The organism is Planococcus sp. APC 3906 (genome assembly GCF_030407685.1).
In the GTDB taxonomy this organism is placed as follows: domain Bacteria; phylum Bacillota; class Bacilli; order Bacillales_A; family Planococcaceae; genus Planococcus; species Planococcus koreensis.
The window spans coordinates 1-22,336 of the sequence record NZ_JASDCW010000040.1 but is presented as its reverse complement, the minus strand read 5'-3'; the positions used below and the strand labels follow the sequence as shown (position 1 = coordinate 22,336).

At 48.4% G+C, this 22,336-nt stretch carries 11 protein-coding genes; 9 read left to right on the top strand and 2 right to left on the bottom strand.

Annotated elements, in window-relative coordinates; translation table 11 throughout:
- Positions 1-146 precede the first annotated feature (146 nt).
- The 5 genes from QMA09_RS15880 to csaB all read left to right on the top strand — a co-directional run bounded on the left by QMA09_RS15880 (position 147) and on the right by csaB (position 7,633).
- Positions 147-2,120, top strand: a complete 1,974-nt coding sequence (locus QMA09_RS15880; protein ID WP_290213811.1) for an S-layer homology domain-containing protein — start codon at positions 147-149, stop codon at positions 2,118-2,120.
- A gap of 118 nt (positions 2,121-2,238) precedes the next feature.
- Positions 2,239-2,976, top strand: coding sequence for a WecB/TagA/CpsF family glycosyltransferase (locus QMA09_RS15875; protein ID WP_290213810.1), 738 nt, complete (start codon positions 2,239-2,241; stop codon positions 2,974-2,976).
- A complete protein-coding gene (locus tag QMA09_RS15870) occupies positions 2,973-4,523 on the top strand; it encodes a putative polysaccharide biosynthesis protein (RefSeq protein WP_483313561.1) in 1,551 nt (516 codons plus the stop codon). Before QMA09_RS15875 ends, QMA09_RS15870 begins: the two co-directional genes overlap by 4 nt.
- Before the next feature lie 108 nt (positions 4,524-4,631).
- Entirely contained in the window at positions 4,632-6,500 is a 1,869-nt protein-coding gene (locus QMA09_RS15865) for a DUF5693 family protein (protein ID WP_290213808.1), read from the top strand.
- Entirely contained in the window at positions 6,488-7,633 is a 1,146-nt protein-coding gene (gene csaB / locus QMA09_RS15860; protein WP_356779615.1) for a polysaccharide pyruvyl transferase CsaB, read from the top strand. Before QMA09_RS15865 ends, csaB begins: the two co-directional genes overlap by 13 nt.
- A gap of 445 nt (positions 7,634-8,078) precedes the next feature.
- On the opposite strand, the gene QMA09_RS15855 is transcribed toward csaB, so the two are convergent.
- Positions 8,079-9,203, bottom strand: a complete 1,125-nt coding sequence (locus QMA09_RS15855) for an acyltransferase (protein ID WP_290213806.1) — start codon at positions 9,201-9,203, stop codon at positions 8,079-8,081.
- 311 nt (positions 9,204-9,514) lie between these two features.
- On the opposite strand from QMA09_RS15855, the gene QMA09_RS15850 reads away from it, so the two are divergent.
- Complete coding sequence (locus QMA09_RS15850; protein WP_290213805.1) at positions 9,515-11,716, top strand: 5'-nucleotidase C-terminal domain-containing protein; 2,202 nt, start codon at positions 9,515-9,517, stop codon at positions 11,714-11,716.
- A gap of 55 nt (positions 11,717-11,771) precedes the next feature.
- Here QMA09_RS15850 and QMA09_RS15845 read toward each other — a convergent pair whose 3' ends face one another.
- A complete protein-coding gene (locus QMA09_RS15845; RefSeq protein WP_290213804.1) occupies positions 11,772-13,643 on the bottom strand; it encodes an LTA synthase family protein in 1,872 nt (623 codons plus the stop codon).
- 147 nt (positions 13,644-13,790) lie between these two features.
- Between QMA09_RS15845 and QMA09_RS15840 the strand changes: the two genes are divergently transcribed.
- The 3 genes from QMA09_RS15840 (at position 13,791) to QMA09_RS15830 (ending at position 21,573) form a co-directional block, all read left to right on the top strand.
- Positions 13,791-15,593 carry an FAD-dependent oxidoreductase gene (locus QMA09_RS15840; protein ID WP_290213803.1) on the top strand — a complete coding sequence of 601 codons (1,803 nt, stop codon included), beginning with the start codon at positions 13,791-13,793 and terminating at the stop codon, positions 15,591-15,593.
- 726 nt (positions 15,594-16,319) lie between these two features.
- Complete coding sequence (locus QMA09_RS15835; protein WP_290213802.1) at positions 16,320-17,861, top strand: endonuclease; 1,542 nt, start codon at positions 16,320-16,322, stop codon at positions 17,859-17,861.
- A gap of 217 nt (positions 17,862-18,078) precedes the next feature.
- A complete protein-coding gene (locus QMA09_RS15830; protein ID WP_290213801.1) occupies positions 18,079-21,573 on the top strand; it encodes a DUF6359 domain-containing protein in 3,495 nt (1,164 codons plus the stop codon).
- Positions 21,574-22,336: the final 763 nt, after the last annotated feature.

Here is a 22,336-nt window from a genome sequence, read left to right as displayed (position 1 = left end):
AAATGTTAAAAATAAGGTGAATTAGATAAAAAGAAGTATAGTTTATATGTGATAAATGATATAAGGTTAGAAATACCGGAAAGTGATTAGTAAATAATAACTTTTCGTTGTCAAATAACTAATTTAAAAGGGGGAGCATTCAAAAAATGAGGAAATTAATGTTGCTATTAATTATGGCGACGATGGTCATATCGATTGCCGCTCCATTACATACGAAAGCGGCCGACGACCTGACAGGGCATCCATATGAAAAAGAGATGAGAGAATTGATGGAGCTTGGGATCATTACGGGTTACGATGACGGCTCAATCCGGCCGGAGCGTGAAGTGACGCGCGCAGAATTTGCGAAGATGGTGATTCTGTCTTTTGAATTGGGAACGGACGCTGCAAGCGCCGAATTCAAAAGTGCTGCTGTAGCTTCCAACACCACTGGCCTTACTGCCAGCTTCAAAGATGTACCAATGGACAAATGGTTTTATAATCCGATTATGCAAGCGGCGGAAGCCGGCATCGTAACAGGATACCCGGACAATACCTTCGGTCCTAACGACCCGATTACACGCGAACAAATGGCAACAATGGTGTCGCGCGCATTGACTGCGAAAGGCTACACGCTAACTGAAGGAGAAGCGGCGCCTTTGGACTTTAAAGATCTGTCGACTATATTGAAAGTCCATGTCGGGGATGTTCAGATCTTGACGCATCTTGGCATTGTGAAAGGCAACGACGATGGCACGTTCAAACCGAAAGACAGCTCGAAACGATGGATGGTGGCGCTTGTTATGTTAAGAGGAAGAGAGCTTGTATTCCCGCCAACACCATTGGAGTTTCAGGCATCAGCGGTTTCAGCAGAAAAAACAACCGTTTTAAAGCATTTTGAAACATTTGAAGAAGCGAAGTCATACGTCAAAACAAATTCCGCGGCAACAGCCGTGGAACGCTCCAACCAAATTGTCTGGATGGAAAAAGGGATTGCTGTGACGAACAAGTTCACAGAAATATATCCGACAACCGATTTGAAAGTGATGGCTTCACAATTCCGCCCGTATGTACCGGCGCAGACAGAATTGAAATACCTGGATGCCACGGCTGGAGCGGTCAAAGTGGAATTGGCTGGAAAAGTCGGCTACGTCAGCCAGGACGCAACCCGCCAAATTCCGGAACCGATGAAAAAAGGGCAGTCATATTACGAGGTTTCACAATACGGCAACCTAGTCCATAAACTTTACAACCATTCAACAGGGATCCTTATTTCGATGGGTGAAATTGGTAAAGCACCGATGAATATGGTTGCCGGAAAAAAATATTATAGTTGGGATGGTTCGAACTTCACCGATGAAACAGGGGAGAAAGTGGTTGAAGCCCATCAATTTTTCAACAAAATGCCACTTTATACACTTTCAAATTATTCCGCCCAAGAGATTGATAAGTATTTAACCAGCTTATTCCCTTATTACAATAAAGTGAGGGAAGATAAGCTTTGGACAACGAGTCCACTTGCAGGCACAGGGAAATTCTTCAAAGAGATGGAAAGCAAATATAAAGTGAATGCACTATACTTGATGACCCATGCTATTCATGAAAGCGACTGGGGTACGAGTAGAATCGCTCAAGATAAATTCAACCTATTTGGATACGGTGCGGTAGATTCCGATCCTTATAACAAAGCTTATTCATATGAAACATTCAGAGAGTCCATCGAAGATGCGGCCAAGCAAATAAATGCCAATTACCATTCACTGAATGGAAGCTATTATAATGGCGCAGTCTTAGGCAACAAAGGGGTAGGTATGAACGTGCGCTACGCGTCTGATCCGTTCTGGGGAGAGAAAATTGCCGGGCATATGTACCGTGTAGACATCTATCTAGGAGGCAAAGACATTAACAAAGTGACGCTGGGCGAAACGACAACAAGCGGTTTGAATTTCCGCAAAGACGCTTCGACATTGTATGCTCCGCTTTACAAGCTGGAGATGGCCGGCATTCCTGCCGTCATCAAAGGCACGGTCCAAGCAGCATCAAATGGAGCGACTTGGTATAACGTCCAGTCGGAAAACAAGCTCTATAATGACGCTTTCGTCCATGGTGCATATTTGCGCGAATTACCGATAGTGAAATAAAATCTTAACAATTTTTACAAAAGAATCCCGTGTTCTGGCGCTTTTCGCCGGAGCCGGGATTCTTTGTTTATGTTATACTAGGCTAAGATATTTTGCCTTTTTGAATAGGAGATTTGTTATGACATCAAAATTTGTACACATCCTCGGCGTGCCTTTTATCAAAACCACGCGCCGCGAATTTATAGAAAAACTGCAACAGCGCATTGCCCAAAACGACAAAACATTCGTCGTCACCGCCAATCCGGAAATCGTTATGCACTCGCTTCAGGATCCGGCCTATAAAAAGATATTGGATAAAGCAAATTACATTACCGCTGATGGCATCGGCATTGTCAAAGCGGCGGGCTTGATCGGCGATTCCCTGCCGGAGCGTGTGAGCGGCTACGATATGATGTTGGACCTGCTTGCCCTGGCCAATGAAAAGCACCAGCGTGTTTTCTTTTTGGGCGCAGCAGAACCTGTCCTTCAGGAAACGGTGCGGCTGGTGAAAGAGCGGTATCCGAACGTTACCGTCGCCGGCCAGCAAAATGGCTTTTTTGATTGGGAAGACCCTGAACTTCCGCAGCGCATCCGCCAATCGCAGGCGGACCTCGTGTTTGTGGCGCTCGGTTTCCCGCGCCAGGAGCTATGGATCGGCGGAAACATCGATAAATTCGATAAAGGCGTCTTCATCGGCATCGGCGGCAGTTTCGACGTATTCAGCGGAAACGTCAAACGGGCGCCGGAAATGTGGCAGAAGATGAACCTTGAATGGTTCTACCGGCTAGTGAAACAGCCGTCCCGCTGGAGAAGAATGCTTGTCTTGCCGAAATTCGCTTTGGTGGTACTGCAGCGGAAAGCCAGCAGCAGCAAATGAAGAATACATTGCTCAAAAGCACGCTGATTTTATCCATCGCCGCGCTCCTCTCAAAAATACTCGGAAGCCTGTTCCGCATCCCGCTCCAGAACATCGCGGGGGATGAGGTCCTCGGCATTTTCACACTCGTCTATCCGGTCTATATGGTGGCGCTGACCTTATCGGTTGCGGGTATTCCGATCGCCATATCGAAACTGATTGCCGAAGCGCGCGCAAAAGGCGATGAGCAGGAGATCAAGCACATCTTTAACGTGTCAGGCGTGCTCGCCAGCCTTTTCGGGCTGACGAGTTTCCTGTTGATTTTTGCTTTCTCCCATCAATTGGCCGAAGTGCTCGGCGGCTCTTCTACACGGCCCGCATTGATCGTTGTCGCTTTGACATTGCTCATCGCCCCATACATGGCTGTGTACCGCGGCTTTTTCCAAGGCTATGAAAACATGGCGCCGACAGCAGTGTCGCAGGTCATCGAGCAATTTGTCCGCGTCGGTTTAATCTTGGTTGTTGCGGTCATCATGGTGCAAAATCTGTACAGCGACCAAGAAGTGGCAGGGGGCATCATGATCGGTTCGTTCCTCGGAGCAGCCGCATCACTCGTTTACCTGCGCCTGCTTTATCAGCGCACACATAAAAAGGCCATGCAAAAAACTGAAGCAAACCGCAAACCGTTTTGGAAAACAGGGCGCATGATCCTGAAAATTTCCATTCCGATTGCAATCGGCGCCATTACGATGGCTTTATTGAACCTGGCGGATTCCATAACAGTGCCGGCAGGCCTGAAAAATTACGGCACTTCTGCAGGAGACATCAATTATTTATACGGCATCTACGGCAGGGGCCTCGCACTCGTGCAAATCGTCACAGTGTTCGCCAGCTCCGTCGTTTTGCCGCTCATCCCGTCCATCTCAGCAAAACTCGCCCAACAGGATTCTGAAGGCGTGAAAAAACTGATCAACAATACATTTTTCCTGACATATGTCATATCGATTCCCGCAGCTGTCGGCTTAGTAGCATTGACACTGCCGATCAACCGGGCATTATTCACAGACCTGGAAGGAAGCGCCGTACTTGCCGTCGTCTCGTTCAGTTCACTTTTCACCTCACTGGCTGTCCTCGGCACCGGCGTTCTCCAAGGCATCAACAAAGCCCGGCTCGGAGCATGGATCATCGTTGCCGGTGTCGTGCTGAAATTGGTGCTGAACCTGATTTTCGTCAATATGTACGGCCTTATGGGAGCGGCGATTTCCACCGCTGCCGTGTACTTTGTGCTTTATCTCATCAACACGTATTTCATCTGGAAATACACGAAATTCAATTTCTTTTCAAAAAAACTCCTATTGGTATCCGTTGCCGGACTCGCGATGGGAGCAGCCGTATGGATGCCTGGAATCTACTTCGATTTCAGTGAACTTTCACGAGTTCTTTCATTAATATATGTAGCTGTTACAATCACCATCGGAGCGGCCTTCTATTTCGGCTTGCTGATTGCCTTCAAAGCAGTCGGTCCGGAGCTATTGAGCCGAATCCCGATATTTAAGAGATTCGTGTAATTTTCATAAATATCTAAGCTGAACCAAACGAGTGGCATATTGAATCTGCTATGCGGACCATTAGCCATATTAAAATTTATACAAGTAATGAATAAGGGTGTGTAGGCATTGCAAAAAGCGTTAATCGGCGTCATCATCGCCGCCATGATTTTAACAATCCCATCTTGGTACCAACGGATCCAAGCAGAAGAATCCAGCAAAAAAGTGGAAACGATCGTCCCTTATAAACTGCTCCATCAATGGATGGCCGCGGATCCGGATTTGACGCTTGAACAGGCGTTGTCGGATGTCAGAGGAACGGGCGTACAGTCGGTGAGCCTGGAGCCGGATACGGTCCAGACCTTGGAAACGAAAGGGCGGATTACAACCTTAAATGCTGCGCGCATGCGGGAACATTTGCTGTTGAACAACCAAAAGCCATTGGATGATTATTTCAATCGTGCTGGATTGTTTGTCAATGCGGATGCTGATTATCCGTTTGCGGAAATCGCAGCATCCATTTTCGAAGAAACGCGGAATGTGGAAATCAATGGTTATGAGTATACGTTCATTTCAGGAACAGGTTCGGATATTCTGACAACGACGGTCGGCTACGATGAAGAGGCGGCTGCAGCGATTTTGGCAGCTGGCATGAATGTTGTGCCGCGCATCGGAACTTACGAGACGGAAGTTGAAACTGAGCGAGTGCTGGATGCATTGCTGGCGCTGAAGCAAGACGGCATCGAGAAGATACTCTTCAGCGGAGTTAAATTGCCTATGTTTGAAGAGCCGGAAGCACTTAAGAAAGCTGCAACCGATTTGAAAGAGGCGGGTTATTCGTTGTTTAGCATTGAACTTACTGAGCAAGAAGGATTTACCGCTGCTGCGTACGCAATGGATTTGGATGTTGTACGCCTGCATAGTGTGCCGGTGACGGAGGACACGATCACAACGATGGCGGAACGCATCGTCCGGGCAGTCAAAGAACGCAACATCCGGGCGATTTTTTTGAACTTAAATACGACAGAGCGTGAAGAATCGATGGATGTGCTCAACGAGCTGAAGACGGAAGTTGATCGGAGTATGCCTGCTTCGTTTGAAAGAGGCAAGTCAGAAACCTTTGTGAAATACGAGGCTCCGTTATGGCAAAAACTCGTTGGGTTGATCGGCGCCGGTGCATTTCTGGCGTTCGGGGCATTGGCGATATTTAAAAAACGCTGGCTGGCGCTTGCAGCAATTGGAGGAGCCATTGTGTTGGCGCTGCTGTATGCAGTGCTCGGCACTAGCCTCATCTTGAAAGCGGCTGCGCTCGCTGTCGGATTAGCAGCGCCGATAGTGGCTATACTGCAGGATCGCAATGAGAGTGCCAAAGGATTTATTCTGAAGGAATACATCAAAGCCCTTGCTGTGACTTTCGTAGGGATTTGGTTCATAATCGTATTGCTTAATGGAAATGAATTCTTGTTAGGTATAGACTCGTTCAGAGGCGTAAAATTGATTTATATCGTGCCGATCGCGGCCGTTTTAATTTACGCGATATGGGAATACCTCATTCCTTTGATGAAAAAAAGCGTAAAATACTGGCATGTTGCTTTGCTCGGAATAATCGCTGTGCTTGGGTTGTATTATATCGGACGCACCGGCAACGAGGGCGCAGTTAGCGGCTTCGAGGTGCAGGCAAGGCTTTTGCTGGAAAAAATCCTCTATGTCCGCCCGCGGACGAAGGAATTCCTTATTGGATTCCCTTTGTTCATCCTGGCGCTGCATATCGGGAGAACGTATAAAATGGCCAGTTACTTCTTGCTGGTCGGGGCAGTGATCGGATTTTTGTCGATGGTCAATACATTCACCCATCTGCACATTCCGCTGTCGATTTCGCTATTAAGAAGTTTATACAGCATCATATTGGGATTACTAATTGGCTATGCGCTGATCCTGCTCTATAACTGGACAGGAAAGCGCACCATTGAAAAGATAAAGGCGAGGTGGCAAGGTTGAGAATAGTTTTATCTGGATATTATGGATTCGACAACGTAGGGGATGAAGCTATTCTTTATGCCATAATCCAATCTTTGCGGGCTTACAAGCCGAAAGTGGAGATCACCGTCCTGTCAAATAAACCTGAAAAGACGGCAGACACGTATGGCGTCGATGCCGTCAATCGGTGGAGTTTGCTGGAGGTGACGCGTGCGCTTAAAAATGCGGATGGCTTGATCAGCGGCGGCGGCAGTCTGCTGCAGGATGAAACCGGCCGCAAAAGCATCGTTTACTACGCCGGTGTCATGAAGATTGCTCAGCTGTTGCGAAAACCGGTGTTCGTTTATGCACAAGGCATCGGGCCGATCAATCTGCGGGCGAACCAGCTGATTGTCAAAAATACATTGCAGTCAGCACACTTATTGACAGTACGCGACACGGCTTCAAAAATATTGCTTGAAGAAATTGGCGTCAAAGCGCCGATCGGGCTGGTGCCGGATCCGGTGATGGGGATGGACCCGAGCGGTTTTCAAAGTGACTGGCTCGCCGCTCAATCGTTTACAGGACCAGTCGTCACCGTATCAATTCGCGATTGGACAGAGGAACTTTCTTATTTGGATGAAATCGCCTCCGCTCTTGATGAATTAGCAGGGCGCGGACGTGCCATCGTTTTGGTGCCGATGCATGGCAAACACGATTTATCGACATCGGAGCGCGTCAAAAGCATGATGGCAAACGATGCGACAATCTTTCCGCATGACAGCACCATTGAAGAAAAAATGGCCGTCATCAAGGATTCGGATGTGCTGCTTGGCATGCGTCTTCACGCATTGATTTTCGCGGCAGTCGGCTATACGCCGTTTGCTGCAATCTCGTATGACCCGAAAATCGATTCATTCTCTGCAATCGTCGACCAGCAAGTGGTTGGAAGCATCAAGGAACGCGATGTTTTCGCTGACACAATCGTCGAAGCGATCGAGCGCATTCTATCGAATCCATCTTGCCATATCGATAACTTGAAGAAATTCGTCGAACCGCTCCATGAAAGTGCCGGGGCGACTGCAAAAGCCGTGATCGATGCGCTTGGAAAAGCACCCGATGGCTCACAAAAACCAATCACATACGCTGAAAAAGCGAAATTGCGCAATAGATAAAAAGCAGGCAATCCTTGCCCCATCAGTGATGGGCCAAAGATTGCCTGCTTTTTTTGTTTCTATACAAGTTGAACTAAAGAATTAGCACAAATATGTAGCTTTGGCGCCTTGGGCAGAGCAAAGATTATGCTCCTGCGCAAGCTCGTCGCAAAGGAAATGGTCCAAATTCCATTTGGCCATCTCCTTGGCTACCGCAATAAGCCGAGAAAACCACTCGTCTTATTGCTTCGCCCAGTCCGAAGGCGCGCCGGCGCTGAGAGTAGTCTCTGGAGATATGGAGCAAAATAGCTGCGACTCCTGCGGAATAGCGAGACTCCCGAGACCCCGCAGGAAGCGGAGCGACCGAGGAGGCTTGGGAGCGAGCCCGCGGAAAGCGCAGCTGTTTTGCGAAATATCGGCTATTATAAATTATTAGGTAAACTTATATAGACAGATTTCAGGATGCCTATTGGCCATTCGGTTTAAGCAGCTTATTGCCTTTGCCGAAAATGACCCAGCTGAACGGAAGGAATTCAAATACCGTACGGACAATGAACCAGCTGCCGAAAAATGCGACGAGAAAACTCAGCGCTTGCCATGAATGGAAGATGAGCGGGTCGCCGCTTGGCAGAAAACCGCGCATACCCATCAGGAACACAGGGTGGATCAAGTACATGCCGAACGACACCGTGCCAAGCTCTGCCAATATTTTTTTTATAGTAGGCAGCTTTTTCGAATCGATGAAATGGGCGGCCAGGAAAATGACCGCGCACGCAAGCAAAGCGTGTGTGCTCCATGCAAATTCGATTTGCCGCGTGGTAAATACGGTCTGGCCGGTGCGCATCTCATACATCATGTTGACGTAATAATAGATCATCGCCGCGAAGCTGGCTCCGAGCAGCGCAATCCCCGGAAGGCTGCGCCGGCGGTTGGCGAGCCAAGCCATCACGTTTTCATAATAGACGCCGAGGAATGCCCCGAAGAAATAGAACATGAAATAAGAGAACGCCATCGAGCCTTTAGCCGGTACTTGGAAATAAATCGAATTCAAGTAGACCCATGCCCATTGCAAGGCGATGCCAAGGAAAATCGAATATTTCCGGACCCAGCGGAATTTCTTGAACAAAAAGAGCAGCACTGGGAACATCAAGTAAAACTGGACGCTGACAAATACGAAATACAGATGATAGCCTGCTTTCCCTGTGGCGAGCTTGGCCATAAATGTTTCAAACAGCAGCGGGATATCGCTGAAACTGCCGAAAAGGTAGGTGTTCAACCAGAAATAGAAGACGGAGAACACGAGATAAGGGACCAAGATGTACAGCAGCCGCTTCTTATAGAATTGAAGAAACAGCTTGATCGTTAAGTCCCGGTGGTAATAAGTATAGAATAGTATAAAACTGCTCAAAAAAATAAAAGTTGTCGTTCCTATTTTTCCGGCAATATTGAAGAAATTATAAAATGCGAACGCCAGCGAATCTTTGCCGCTGCCGCCGACGCCAGTCGAGCTGGAATGCACGGCGAATACTGCAAACAAAGCGAGCGCCCGTGCGTATTGAATTCCGCTTAAGTGTTTTCTTGGCAAAGCCATCTAATCACCGTTCTTTCTTTAGTTGCCAGGTTGCAGGAACTGCCCCAGCCTTTATGCCCCTACAATTTTATCACATAAAACATAGGGCTTATTAATCTATTGTAAAGGGGGTATAAAGATTTAGTTAAATGGGAAATGATTATAAATTTTTATTGTTCTAATAAAAGGGTCGTGTTAAACTGAAATCGAATGATTGCGCTTACTTGCTGTGTTCAGAATACATAGAAAGACAACTTGCCCCAGTGCTTGTGTGCACAGGCAACAGCCCAGTAGCCGCCGATTGCTCGAAAAAAAACAAAGGATGGTGTCGAATGAAAGGAAAAATCTTTAAAACCGCGATTGCTGTTGCAATGACAGCCAGTGTAATCGGAGTTCAAGCTCCGGGCAATGCACAAGCTGCAGAAGGTGATTTCGAACTGACGATCATGCACACGAATGATACGCACGCGAACTTGGACCAAGTGGCGAAGCGCGCCGGAATCGTCAATGATATCCGTTCGAAAAAACCGAATAATCTATTGCTGGACGCGGGAGATGTTTTCTCAGGAACACTTTACTTCAATACATTCCAAGGGCAAGCGGACGCTGAAATGATGAATTTGATGGGCTATGACGCCATGACTTTCGGCAACCACGAATTTGACCTTGGCGCATCAGACGGCCATGAGGCGCTTGATGAGTTTATGTTCGCGTCTGATTTCCCATTCGTATCGGCGAACGTGGACTTTTCGCAAAACCCATTTATCCAAGATTACCAAAATGCAGAATATACACGAGTATTTGAAGACGGTGAAGTTTATAACGGCATCATCAAAGAAATCGATGGTGAAGAAGTCGGGATCTTCGGTTTGACGACAGAAGAGACAGTAGACATTTCAAGCCCTGGCGATGTTGCCTTCTCGAATTACATCGAAGCGGCTGAAGAAGCTGTAGCGGCTTTTGAAGCGGAAGGCGTCGATAAAATCATCGCGCTTACGCATATCGGATTTAATGATTCAGCAAAATACGACAATGATTTGACATTGGCTGCAGAAGTTCCAGGAATCGACGTTATCGTTGGCGGACACACGCATACGAAAGTTACACCGCCAGTTGTTGTGGAAAATGGCGACCCGATTGTCATCGTGCAAGCGAACGAATACGGTAAATTCCTTGGCCAATTGGATGTTACATTCAACGACGCCGGCGTTATCACAAGCCATACGGGTACTTTGCATGATGTAGCTGCAACTCAACTGACTCCAGATGCTGAAGTAGCAGCTGCACTTAAACCGTACTCAGACGAAATTGCTGCAATCAAGACCCAACCGACAGGCGCAGAATCAAAAGTTGCCCTTAACGGCGGACGCAGCCAAACTCCAGGAGACGGAGTTGGTGTACGCTCTTCTGAAACGAACCTTGGAAACTTGATCACTGACGGCATGCTTGCAAAAGCGAAAACAGTTGATGCTGAAACAGTAATCGCTGTCCAAAACGGCGGCGGCATCCGTGCATCAATCGATGCTGGACCGATCACTTACGGTGAAGTCTTGACGACATTGCCATTCGGCAACTCGCTTGCAATCATGGACTTGACTGGTGCTGAGCTGAAAACAGCTCTTGAGCACAGTGTTTCTGAATACCCGAACGAATTGGGTTCATTCCTTCACGTAGCAGGCATGAAGTTCACATTCGATCCAACGAAAGCAGCAGGATCGCGCGTCACTTCTGTAAGCGTAAATGAAGGCGGAACATTCACTGCATTAGACACTGCTAAAAACTACAAAGTAGCAACGAACACATTCGTAGCTGCAGGCGGCGATGGCTATACGTCATTCGGCGCAGCTTATAAAGACGGACGCGTATCAGAACCAGGATTCACGGATTTCGATATGTTCGTTGACCACATTACATCATTAACAGAAGTAAACCCGGCTGTTGAAGGGCGCATCACAATTGGCGCATCTGAAGAGCCTGCTGAATTCCCATTCACTGACGTGGATACAGAAGGCTGGGCATACCCATACATTAAAGACTTAGTTGACCGTAAAATCATCAAAGGAACAACTGAAACGACATTCTCACCGAAACAAGACTTGCCGCGCTGGCAGGCAGTAACGCTTATGGTCCGTACGTTGAAACTTCCTACTGAAAATGCACCAAAATCGAAGTTCACGGATATCGGCAACTTGCCGCCTGAGCGCCAAGCTGAGATCAACGCTGCATATGCTGCAGGATTGATCAAAGGGGCAACAGACACGAAATTCAACCCGAACGCGAAAATCTCGCGCGACCATTTCGCATTAATCATGAACCGCATGTATGAAAAAGACAATGGCGAATACAAATATACGACAGTAGCGCCATTCAAAGACATCAGCAAACTTGACGCAGAAACGAAAAAAGCGATCACAATGCTGTATGACTTCAAGATTGTACAAGGCTATGAAAACAACTACATGCCGGCTAAACTCACTTCACGTGAAGAGACAGCTAAAGTATTCTCGTTGTACTTGCCTTACGCAGCAAAATAACAGCACGCTAAAAAATCCCTCCATCGCCGGATATCCGGCAACGGAGGGATTTTTTTTAACGTTCAGGCAAGCTTTCGAGATAGGCATCCGACAAGCTTTCAAGTTTGAGGATGCGGTCGTAATCTTCTTTAAAGCGGCTGAAATCTTCCAGCGGCGCTTCGGTTTCAAGGTCATAGGCGTTGCCGTCTTCAAAGCCTTTTTCCGGCATGAACAAAATCTCATCGTTCCAGAACGAACCGGCCGGCATGTAATAGCGTGCACCGAGCAGGTTGCTGCCATGGTTCAGCAGATCCTGTCCGAAAATGATTTGGTCATCAAGCGGAATACCCAGCATATTCGCAAGCGTCGGCATGATGTCGAGTTGGCCGCTGGTGCCTTCAAAAGTTTCGCCCTGGTCGGTAATGCCCGGCGCATGGACGACGAACGGCACATTCAAACGGTCGAGCGTCTTGTATTCATGCCCCAGCAATTCGCTGACCAAGTCGACATCGTTCTCGCTGATGGCACTTTGCTGCAAGCCGAAATGATCGCCATAAATGGCGATGACACTATTGTCGTAGATGCCTTCAGCTTTTAATTGTTCAATAAAATCATGGATGACGCGGTCGGTATAATGCATCGAAATCAAGTAATCGCCGGTCAGGGAATTGTCGAAATGAGCGGGCAGCTGCAATTCTTTTTTATCCGCCGGCAGCTTGAATGGATGATGGCTTGTCAGGCCGACAAGATGCGCATAAAACGCTTTGCCTTGTTCAGTTTGTTCCTGCAGCACGGGCAGCGCTTTCTGGAACATCACTTCATCGGATGGGCCGATGCCGATGACATCTTCTTCACCGAAAAATTGGCCGTGGTAATATTCACTAAAGCCAAGTGCTGGATACAGCTCATCGCGATTCCAGAATTCGACATCATCGGCATGGAACGTCATCGTCGAATAATCGAGGTTATTCAACAAGCGCGGCAAACTCGGAAATTTTTTATTGCCATAGGTTTGCGATGTCGGATTGAACGCGAGCGGATAAAGCGATGTGTTGACGATAAACTCGGCATCGGATGTATTGCCGGGGCCGGTCTGCTGCGCCGTGTCCGGGAAATAAAAGCTGCCGCCGAGCATATTGTTCAAATGAGGCATGACTTCCTGGCCGCCGACTTCGAGGCCAATCGGGAAGCTTTGCATCGATTCCACTTGGATGATGATCAAATTGCGCCCGCGGGCATCGCCGAAAAATTTACGCTCTGCGACAGGAAGAAATTCGAGTTTTTTCAACTCGCGGATTTCTTCTTTCAATTCAGCTGCGTTTTCAATGCCCGGATTGCTCTGCGCCAAGGCTTCAGGGCCAAATACGATTTCAAGCGCTTCGTATGTGAGGATGCCTTTTTCTTGCGCCGCAATGACGTTATTGGCGATCATTTCGTCTTTGTGGATGACGAAGTTAATGGCTGAAATGGCCAGACCAAGAACCAGCAGCGGCAGCACGATGGATTTGCGGTCGACCGGCTTGCTGTGGATCGGGTATTTATTGGCGGCAAGGAGCACCAGCAAAACGGCGATGTCCACGAAAAACAAGATATACACCGGATTCAATAATGCCGTTACACTGTCGCTGATCGTGCCAACCTGTCCAGCCTGGAACAGCGCGAAATATGTGGCGATGCGCCCAAAAAACGAGTAATACATAATGACTGCCAAAAACAGCGTCGACAGCACGAGGCTCAGCAGCAAGTAGAACCCGGGCTTCCATTTAATCGCGATCAACTCGATAATCGCCGCAAAGACGACGATGTAACTGAGTTCCAGAACGACCGCCTGCCAAATGCTGAACTCTTCAAACAACAGAAACCGCAGCAGAATCACCTTGCTCAGCAGAAATGCTGTAATGATAAAGAAATGGCTTCTGAAAAAACCAAACCGTTTGTCCTTCTCCATAATCTACCACCTAATTCTTTTTCCATTTTATTTCCTTGCTCTTATTGTTCGTTAATATGGCCTAGAAGTCAAGGGTAGGATAGATTGAATGAATTAGGAGAGTCTGGTAAAATTACGTGACTATGTATATTGAAACGGGAGGGTAACATGCGTAATTATTTGATTGTATTATTAATCATTGCGACTGGCTCCATGCTATTTGCGGCAGGGTGGTTCGCCTTTGGCGAAGATCAAGCATATGACGTCGTGGTGTTCGGCGGAGAGCCTGAAGGCGTAGCTGCTGCGGTGGCTGCGGCGCGGAACGGCAGCAAAACCTTATTGGTGGCAGAAGAAGAGCGGCTCGGCGGGCTGATGACGAAAGGCATGCTCAATTTTCTGGACCTCAGCATGGACATGGACGGCAATCCGCTGAATACAGGGATTTTCCAGGAATGGCATGAACGTGTCGGCGGCCAGGTCGGCTTTGACATCGAAGCCGCAGAAACAGCTTTCCATGAACTGGTGGAAGGGGAAGAAAATCTGACGCTCATCGCCGGCGCTGAACTCGAAGGCATCGTAAAAGAAGGCAGCCAGCTGGTTGGTGTGAAGGTGACGGATGCGGAAGGCGAGACAGTGGCCGTCTCTGCGAAACGCTTTATCGACAGCACCAAAGACGCGGACCTTGCTGCAGAAGCGGGAGCGCCGTATTATATCGGCGGTGAAGACGTCGGAGTCGAAGACCGCAGAATGGCTGTGACGCTGATGATCCACTTGAAAGGGGTCGATTGGCACGGCATCCAGCTCGCCGCGAAAAACGGTGTTTTTGGCGGAGGAGGCGTGAACGGCAATACGGCATGGGGCTTCGGCGAACTCCATTTCGATTACACGCCGCATTTTAAAATAGAGACGCGGCTGCGCGGACTCAACATCATGCGCCAAAGCGACAACACGATTGTCATCAACGCGCTGCAAGTTTTCGGCATTGATGGGCTAGACCCGGAGTCGCGGGCCAAAGCGATCCAAATCGGTAAAGAAGAAACCGGTTATATCGTAGAATTCCTGCGTGAAAACTTCCCAGGTTTTGAAAACGCGGAAGTGGCCAGTTACCCGGAAGCGCTTTATATCCGGGAAACCCGCCACGTGAAAGCGGAATACCAGCTGCCGCTCAGTGATGTCTGGGAATTCAAAGACCATTGGGACAGCATCGGCTTCGGCGGATATCCGGTCGATGAACAAGCGACTTCTATAGAAGATTACGGTGCAGTCTACAGCAGCCCCGTGCAATACGCCATCCCTTTCCGATCGTTGGTGCCGCTCGAAGTCGACGGCTTGCTTGTTGCGAGCAAAGCATCCGGCTATAGTTCGCTGGCGGCCGGCAGTGCACGCGTTTTGCCGGCAGGCATGACAACAGCGCAAGCGGCGGGGACCGCTGCGGCATTGTCGATTGAAGAAGAGACAGGATTCAGGGAAATGGCTGCTGACAAAGCGCTGATCCATGAGCTGCAGGAACGCCTCAAACAGCAAGGGACGAATCTGTATCCGTTCGAACTGGCTTATCCGTATCAAGGCGAATGGTTTTATCCACAGCTGAAAGCGCTGTTGAACCTGGGCCTCATCAAAGGGGCATATGAAAATAAGATGCCGGTTGATGAGCCGATGGCGATCAAGGATTTCACGCTGATCCTCAATAAAGGCGCATCCCGCATTGCCGGCCTCGCTGGCAGCGACGCCAAGCCGGCAGTCCCATTGTCCGAGGATGAAACGGAACTGCAGCGCGACAAAGCTGCTGAGCTAGTGCTGCAACTGACAGGTGAAGAGCTTGCGGGAACGGATATATGGCAGCAAGCGATTAGAGCGGGCCTGGTAGACGAAACGCTGCTGGAACGCTTGCAGGAAACCCGCCCGCTCAATGGGGCAGAAGCATATAGCTTGGCTGCCGCTGCGTTGGAGAAGTTAAAGAGTGAACAATGAAATTTCTAATGGGGTAAAGCTCTTCGCTTCGGCGAAGAGCTTTTTTATTGGGGGGAGGTTTTGCAGGTTCTTGCGTTAACATGAACTAAATCAGAGTTAACATGACTTAGTCAGAAGTTAACATGAAGTGGGGAGAGTCAACATGATCTAGCGAGATGTTAACATGAACTGTTTCGAGTTTAACCGGCACTAGTGGAGTAGAGTCTCTCTAAGATCCAAGTTCAAAAGCAAAAATGGAAAAGCCATTCGCCGCGGCGAACGGCTCCCTTACAAGCACTTGCGCATTTCGCCTTGGCGAAATGCAACCAACTGTGGTTTTGGATAGAAGGTTTCTCTCGTTAACATGACTTAGCCAGAAGTTAACATGAAGTGTGAGAGAATCAACATGACCTAGTGAGATGTTAACATGAACTGTTTGAAATTTAACCGGCACTAGCGGTAAAGCGGCTCTACAAATTCCAGAACAAAATTGGAAAAGCATCAACAAACAACTTTTTCGACAGAAGCATTTCCCCTCATTGAAATGCTTCTATTAAGTTTGTGTAAGTCTTTTTGAATAGCGTTGACGAAGAGCTGGGGATTCGCTAGAGTAAAAGAAGTAAATAGATAAAAATGTAAATTACTAATATTAATAGTTAATAATTTACATTAATAATCAAAAGGAAAGAAACTCAAAATACCTGCCCATGAAGTCCATTTTCCAGAAAAGAGGAGGAACACATTAAGATGGCCAAAACCAATTGGAATAAGGGAATAAAAGTTTTACTCTCGGCTGGGTTAGCTGCAAGTCTATGGCTGCCAGGTTCACAAGAAACGGTTCAAGCTGCTACTGCGGCAAGCGATCTTTTGATTTCGGAATACGTTGAAGGAAGCAGCATGAACAAGGCGGTCGAACTTTATAACGGCACTGGGGCTTCAGTCAATTTAAGCTCGTATTCACTATCCCTTTATTCGAATGGCAGCACGTCCCCGCAAAGCGAAGTGAATTTGTCCGGCACGCTCGCAAACGGTGAAACGTTTGTTGTCTATCATGGCAGTGCGTCAACTGCGATCAAAGGCCAAGGCGATTTGCGGAATGACAGCGTCATTAATTTTAACGGCGATGATGCAGTAGTGCTGGAGAAGTCTGGCGCGGCAATCGATTCCATCGGCCGGACCGGCGCCCGGGTTAATAATATCGCCGACGTCACGCTGGTGCGCAATGCGGACATAACGTCAGGCGACCGCGTCATCAATGATACGTTTAATCCATCCACACAATGGACAGCTTATCCATCAGACACCTTCAGTAAACTCGGAGCGCACACCATGAACGACTCAAGCACGGCACCGAACGAGGCACCGATCACGACGAACACGTTTGTAAATGAACAAGTTCAAACGGGAGCGAGCCTGCAATACGATCTGCGTGAGTATTTCTCGGATCCTGAAGGGCAGAGCCTTTCATTTTCAGCAACGAAAGGGACCGTATCCGGTTCTGTACTGACTCTCGATTTGCCGGAAGGTTCGCATATTGTCGGAGTGACTGCGAGCGACGGCAACCAAAGCGTCACCCAGTCGTTCTCAGTGACTGTCACCGCGGCAGCTCCTGCAACTGGCTATTACGAAACAGCAGCGGGCTTGCAGGGACCGGCGTTGAAAGCGGAATTGCATGAAATCATCGATGGCCACCAGCAGCTCAGCTATTCAGGCGTATGGGATGCATTGAAAGTAACGGATGAAGATCCGAACAATCCGAATAACGTCCTTTTGCTGTATACCGGCGAATCGCGTTCGAAGCTTCTGAATGGCGGCGATGTAGGAGACTGGAACCGGGAACACACCTGGGCAAAATCGCATGGTGATTTCGGAACGGCAATGGGAGCGGGGACCGACATCCATCATTTACGGCCGACTGATGTGCAAGTGAACGGTCTGCGCGGCAACCTTGATTTTGATTTCGGCGGCAGCACGGTGAGCGGCTGTGATGGCTGTTTGCGCACGTCGACTTCGTGGGAACCACCGAACGAAGTGAAAGGCGACGTCGCCCGCATGCTGTTTTACATGGCAGTCCGCTACGAACCAGGCGACACTGTGGACCTTGAGCTGAACGACCAATTGAATAACGGGACAGCGCCTTACCACGGAAAACTTTCAGTACTGCTCCAATGGCATGCGCAAGATCCTGTCAGCGCTTGGGAACAACAGCGCAACGAAAAAATTGAAGCGATTCAAGGCAACCGCAATCCGTTTATCGACCATCCGGAATGGGCTGAATCCATCTGGTAATTTAAAAGAGTTGTTCGTGTGCTTGGCGCACGAACAACTCTTTTTGCATTATAGGTATAAAACATAAATATATTTTCGTCATATATTCAATATTTTTACACTTATATAGGCTGAATGGGTAATGAGTTTGAAATATTACAAAATCTTAATGAAGCGCTTACAAACGAAATGTATAATAAATCCTGTAACTCAAAAAAAATCCAAGGAGTGGAGCAATTTGACCAAAAGTTCGTTCAGTAAGATTTTTCTAAGTCTTTTACTGGCCTTATCCGCTGTCCTGCCTTTCATGGCAACAGCAAATGCCGCAGACCCGATTACGGTAGCGGATGCCATTGCAAATAATACAGGAACGGCGACCGTGAAAGGATATATCGTGGGAGTGGCCAATAGCGGCACGAGCTACGATCAGGAAGCTCCTTTTACAGCTGCTACCAACGTCGGTCTAGCGGATTCTCCGGATGAAACAGATCCTAAGAAAATTCTGCCGGTACAATTGCCTTCAGGCTCTGTACGTGCAGGAGTGAATCTTGTCGATAACCCTTCAAACTTCAAAGCACAAGTAACGATTACAGGAACGCTCGGCGCTTACTTCACAGTTCCAGGCCTCCGCAGTGCATCTGCTTACACAATCCTATCCGAAGGCGAAGCACCGCCTGAACCAACTGCAGTCGACACGCTTGCTGAGGCACGCACAACACCAGGCGAGCTGATCTCAGTTGAAGGCACAGTGACAACTGGAACGGGCTTCTGGGGCGGCAACGCGTTCTACATCCAGGACGAAACTGCCGGAATTTATGTCTATACATCAAGTGCAAAAGTAGCGCCTGGCGATAATGTGCGCCTAGTGGGTACAGTATCCGAGTATTCTGGCGAACTGCAATTCCAGCCGAATACAATAGAAGTCCTTTCTTCAAACAACGAAGTGCCAGCTCTGCAGGAAATCACCCCAGCTGGCGTCAATGAAGATACGCAAGGCGAATTGGTTGAACTTAAAAACGTGACGATCACTGGCCTTAAAGCAGTGAACGAATATGGCACATTCGAATTCACGGCGACACATGAAAACGGCGAGAGCGTCGTCATCCGCAACGATAACCGCAACGGATTGACGTACGAGCGCTTCATGCAGCAATACAAAGAAGGCGATTTGGTCCATGTTTCAGGAATCGCTTCGAAATACAATGATTCGTACCAAGTGAAAACGCTTGGCATCGAAAGCTTTGATCTGGTCAACAAGCCAGCAGTATACACAGATGTCTTCCCGGGCGTCGTTTCTGAAGGGACAAAAATCAATCTCCAATCCGGCTGGGAAAACGCAGCGATCTATTACACGTTGGACGGCTCAACTCCAACGGCTGCAAGCACACTTTACACAGCACCAATCACATTGACAGAAGACGTGGCCATCAAAGCCATCGCAGTCGGCACTGAAACGTCGGAGGTCTTCACATTCGAATACACCGTCTTGAAAACAGCGGACCTGAAAATCCGTGACATCCAAGCGAAAAAGCATTTCACGAACTACGAAAACGTAGCGGTAAATGAAATCACAGGCGTCATTACGCATTTCTATAACGGCGCAAACTTTGTCATCCAAGATACAAATCCAGATAATGATAATACAACGTCTGAAGCCATCATCGTCAATCGCTCAAGCGCGAGCAGTTCATTCAGTGTCGGCGACGTGGTAACAGTTGCCGGAACAGTGGAAGAATGGTTCTACAGCGGCTATTCGGACATGAAGGAAAATGACCTTCCGTTGACACGCATCCGTTCAACAGAAGTCGTGAAAGACGGCACGGCTGAACTTCCTGCACCATTGCTTATCGGCGAAGACGTATTCCCGCCTACTCAAAACATCGACGATGACGGATTGACTACATTTGATCCGAAAGAAGACGGCGTTGATTTCTGGGAATCCTTAGAGTTGATGAGAGTTGGCGTTGCTAACGCACAAATCGTCGGACCGCAGGATTACGGCGAAGTGTTCGTTGTATCAAAAAACGCGACTAATAACGAGTTCCACAAAATGGGCGGCATCCTTCTTGCTGAAGATGACTACAACCCGGAACGCATCACGGTTAAGACAGGCGAAGATTTTATTGCCAAAGCAGGTGACACGTTCGCTGAAGCTCCAGTCGGTGTCCTTGGCTACGGCTTCGGAAACTACCAGATCTGGACAAACGATAACGAACTGCCAGAAAAAATTGACGGCGGAACCCAGCCGGAACAAACATGGATCGAAAACGCAGACGACAAATTGACGGTCGCAGCGTATAACGTCGAGAACTTCTCGGCAGATCCAAGCCACACAAGCGATGAAAAAGCAGCGCGCATCGGCAAATCATTCGTCAACGACTTGAACTCGCCGGACATCATCACGATGGTCGAAGTTCAGGACAGCGACGGCCCGATTGCATCTGGAAACTCTGACGCAACAGCAAGCTACGAGCGTTTGATCGAAGATATCAAAGCGGCTGGCGGACCAACATATGCGTGGACCGACATCGCACCTGAATACAACCAGGACGGCGGACAGCCAGGCGGGAACATCCGCGTCGGCTATTTGTACAACCCTGAACGCGTCACACTTTCTGAAGGCACGAAAGGCACAGCGACTCAAGATACAACATGGGTAGACGGCGAATTGTCATTGAACCCAGGACGCATCCTGCCATTCGCTATGCCGAACACACGCAAGCCAGTAGCAGCGCAATTCGAATTCCAAGGTGAAGAAGTGGTTGTCATCGGCGCCCACTTGAACTCGAAAGGCGGCGACCAAGGCCTATTCGGCCAGAACCAGCCTCCATTCCTTGGCTCAGTTGAAGAGCGTATCAAATTAGCGACAGCGATCAACGAATTTATTGCAGACGGCCTTGCACAAGACCCTGACCTGAACGTCATCGTTGCAGGCGATATGAACGATTTCGAATTCACACCGGCTCTTGAAGCCTTAAAAGGTGACATTTTGACGAATAAAGTCGAAGATGTGCCATTGGAAGACCGTTTCTCTTATTATTACCAAGGCAATTCACAAGTGCTTGACCACTTGCTGGTAACGAATAATTTGGCAGCCAACACAGAATTGGACATGGTCCACATCAACGCATTGTTCATGGAAGAACAAGGACGCGCATCTGACCACGATCCATTATTGGCGCAAATCACATTCAAACAGCCAGCAGTCCCTGGCGAACAGGAAGCAGAGCCTGACACAACAGGTGAAACAGCTGTCGTCACAGCTGGAGAATTCAACGAAGAAGGCGAATTGACGATTGAATTCACAGAAGGCACAGTCGAAGCATTGCTTGGAAGCGGCAAAGACCTATCGATCGACTTGCCGACAGCAGATTTGACTTTGTCAGCAGAAAACCTTCAGCAAATCGCAGCAGCAGCTGGCGAAGGCTTCAACTTGGAACTGGCAGTTGAAGACGCGGCAACAGTAGACAGCCGCCCAGCATTGGCGCAGCAAATCAACATGGCCATCACAGACGCAGAAGGCAATGAAATTCCAGTCAACTTCACGTCAAGCGTAGAACTGGCATTTGAAACGGACAGCAAGATCAAAATCCAATTCGGTGCACGCGAAGACGAGAATGGCAAATGGAAAATCATCCATGGCGAACTTGACGGCTCAACGTTCACCCTAAGCATCAACGAACTGGGCAACTACACAGTCGTCACGAACAAAGGGCAAGCGAAGAAGAAATAAGTTATGAGAAGATCCGAGGCGCACACGCGCTTCGGATCTTTTTTTGTTGAAGAAGGTTTTATGCGTTGATATGTGCTTTTGTGGCGTTAACATGAAGTGCTAAAGATTCAACATGACCTGTTTGGACTTTAACTGACGTTAGCATATGAGAGTCTATTTGAGAGGCAAGTTCAAGAGCGTAAATGGAAAAGCCGTTCGCCACAGCGAACGGCTCCTTCTCAAGCACTTGCGCATTTTGCCTAGGCGAAATGCATCCATCTGTGGGTTTGGGGAGAAGGTTCTCGCGTTAACATGACCTGTTTAGACTTTAACCGGCACTAGCAGAAAAGCGCCTCTCCACCATCCAAGTTCAAAAGATTAAATGGAAAGCCGTTCGCCTTGGCAAACGGCTCAGAATATAGACAAAATCTAATCAAAAAGAATAACTGTGTATACCCCAACTGGTCTAGCCACTTCGCTTTCCTTGGGCTCAGCTTCAGCCTCCTCGTCACTAGAAAACGAGTTGCTCCTGTCTCTGTATCGCTACGCTAGCTTCGAGACATTAAAGTGCGTTGCATTGCTTTGCTAGCTTCGTCGCAAACGAGGTTCTTCAAACGTCGTTTCCTGCGGGGTCTTCAGCCTTCGCTGTCCCACATTAGTCTTCGTGGCCAGACCGCTTGTTAGCATATAGCTCTCATTAAAGAGAGTAGCGAACGAATCCACTTTTCGTAAGCAATCTCTCAAGGATTCGGAGCGCAATGCGGCGACTCCAGCGGAAGAACGG

Excerpts from the sequence above, each read along its gene's own strand:
- QMA09_RS15880 (WP_290213811.1), top strand. The coding sequence starts at position 147 with ATGAGGAAATTAATGTTGCTATTAATTATGGCGACGATGGTCATATCG.
- QMA09_RS15875 (WP_290213810.1), top strand. The coding sequence starts at position 2,239 with ATGACATCAAAATTTGTACACATCCTCGGCGTGCCTTTTATCAAAACC.
- QMA09_RS15870 (WP_483313561.1), top strand. The coding sequence starts at position 2,973 with ATGAAGAATACATTGCTCAAAAGCACGCTGATTTTATCCATCGCCGCG.
- QMA09_RS15855 (WP_290213806.1), bottom strand. The coding sequence starts at position 9,203 with ATGGCTTTGCCAAGAAAACACTTAAGCGGAATTCAATACGCACGGGCG.
- QMA09_RS15850 (WP_290213805.1), top strand. The coding sequence starts at position 9,515 with ATGAAAGGAAAAATCTTTAAAACCGCGATTGCTGTTGCAATGACAGCC.
- QMA09_RS15845 (WP_290213804.1), bottom strand. The coding sequence starts at position 13,643 with ATGGAGAAGGACAAACGGTTTGGTTTTTTCAGAAGCCATTTCTTTATC.
- QMA09_RS15840 (WP_290213803.1), top strand. The coding sequence starts at position 13,791 with ATGCGTAATTATTTGATTGTATTATTAATCATTGCGACTGGCTCCATG.
- QMA09_RS15835 (WP_290213802.1), top strand. The coding sequence starts at position 16,320 with ATGGCCAAAACCAATTGGAATAAGGGAATAAAAGTTTTACTCTCGGCT.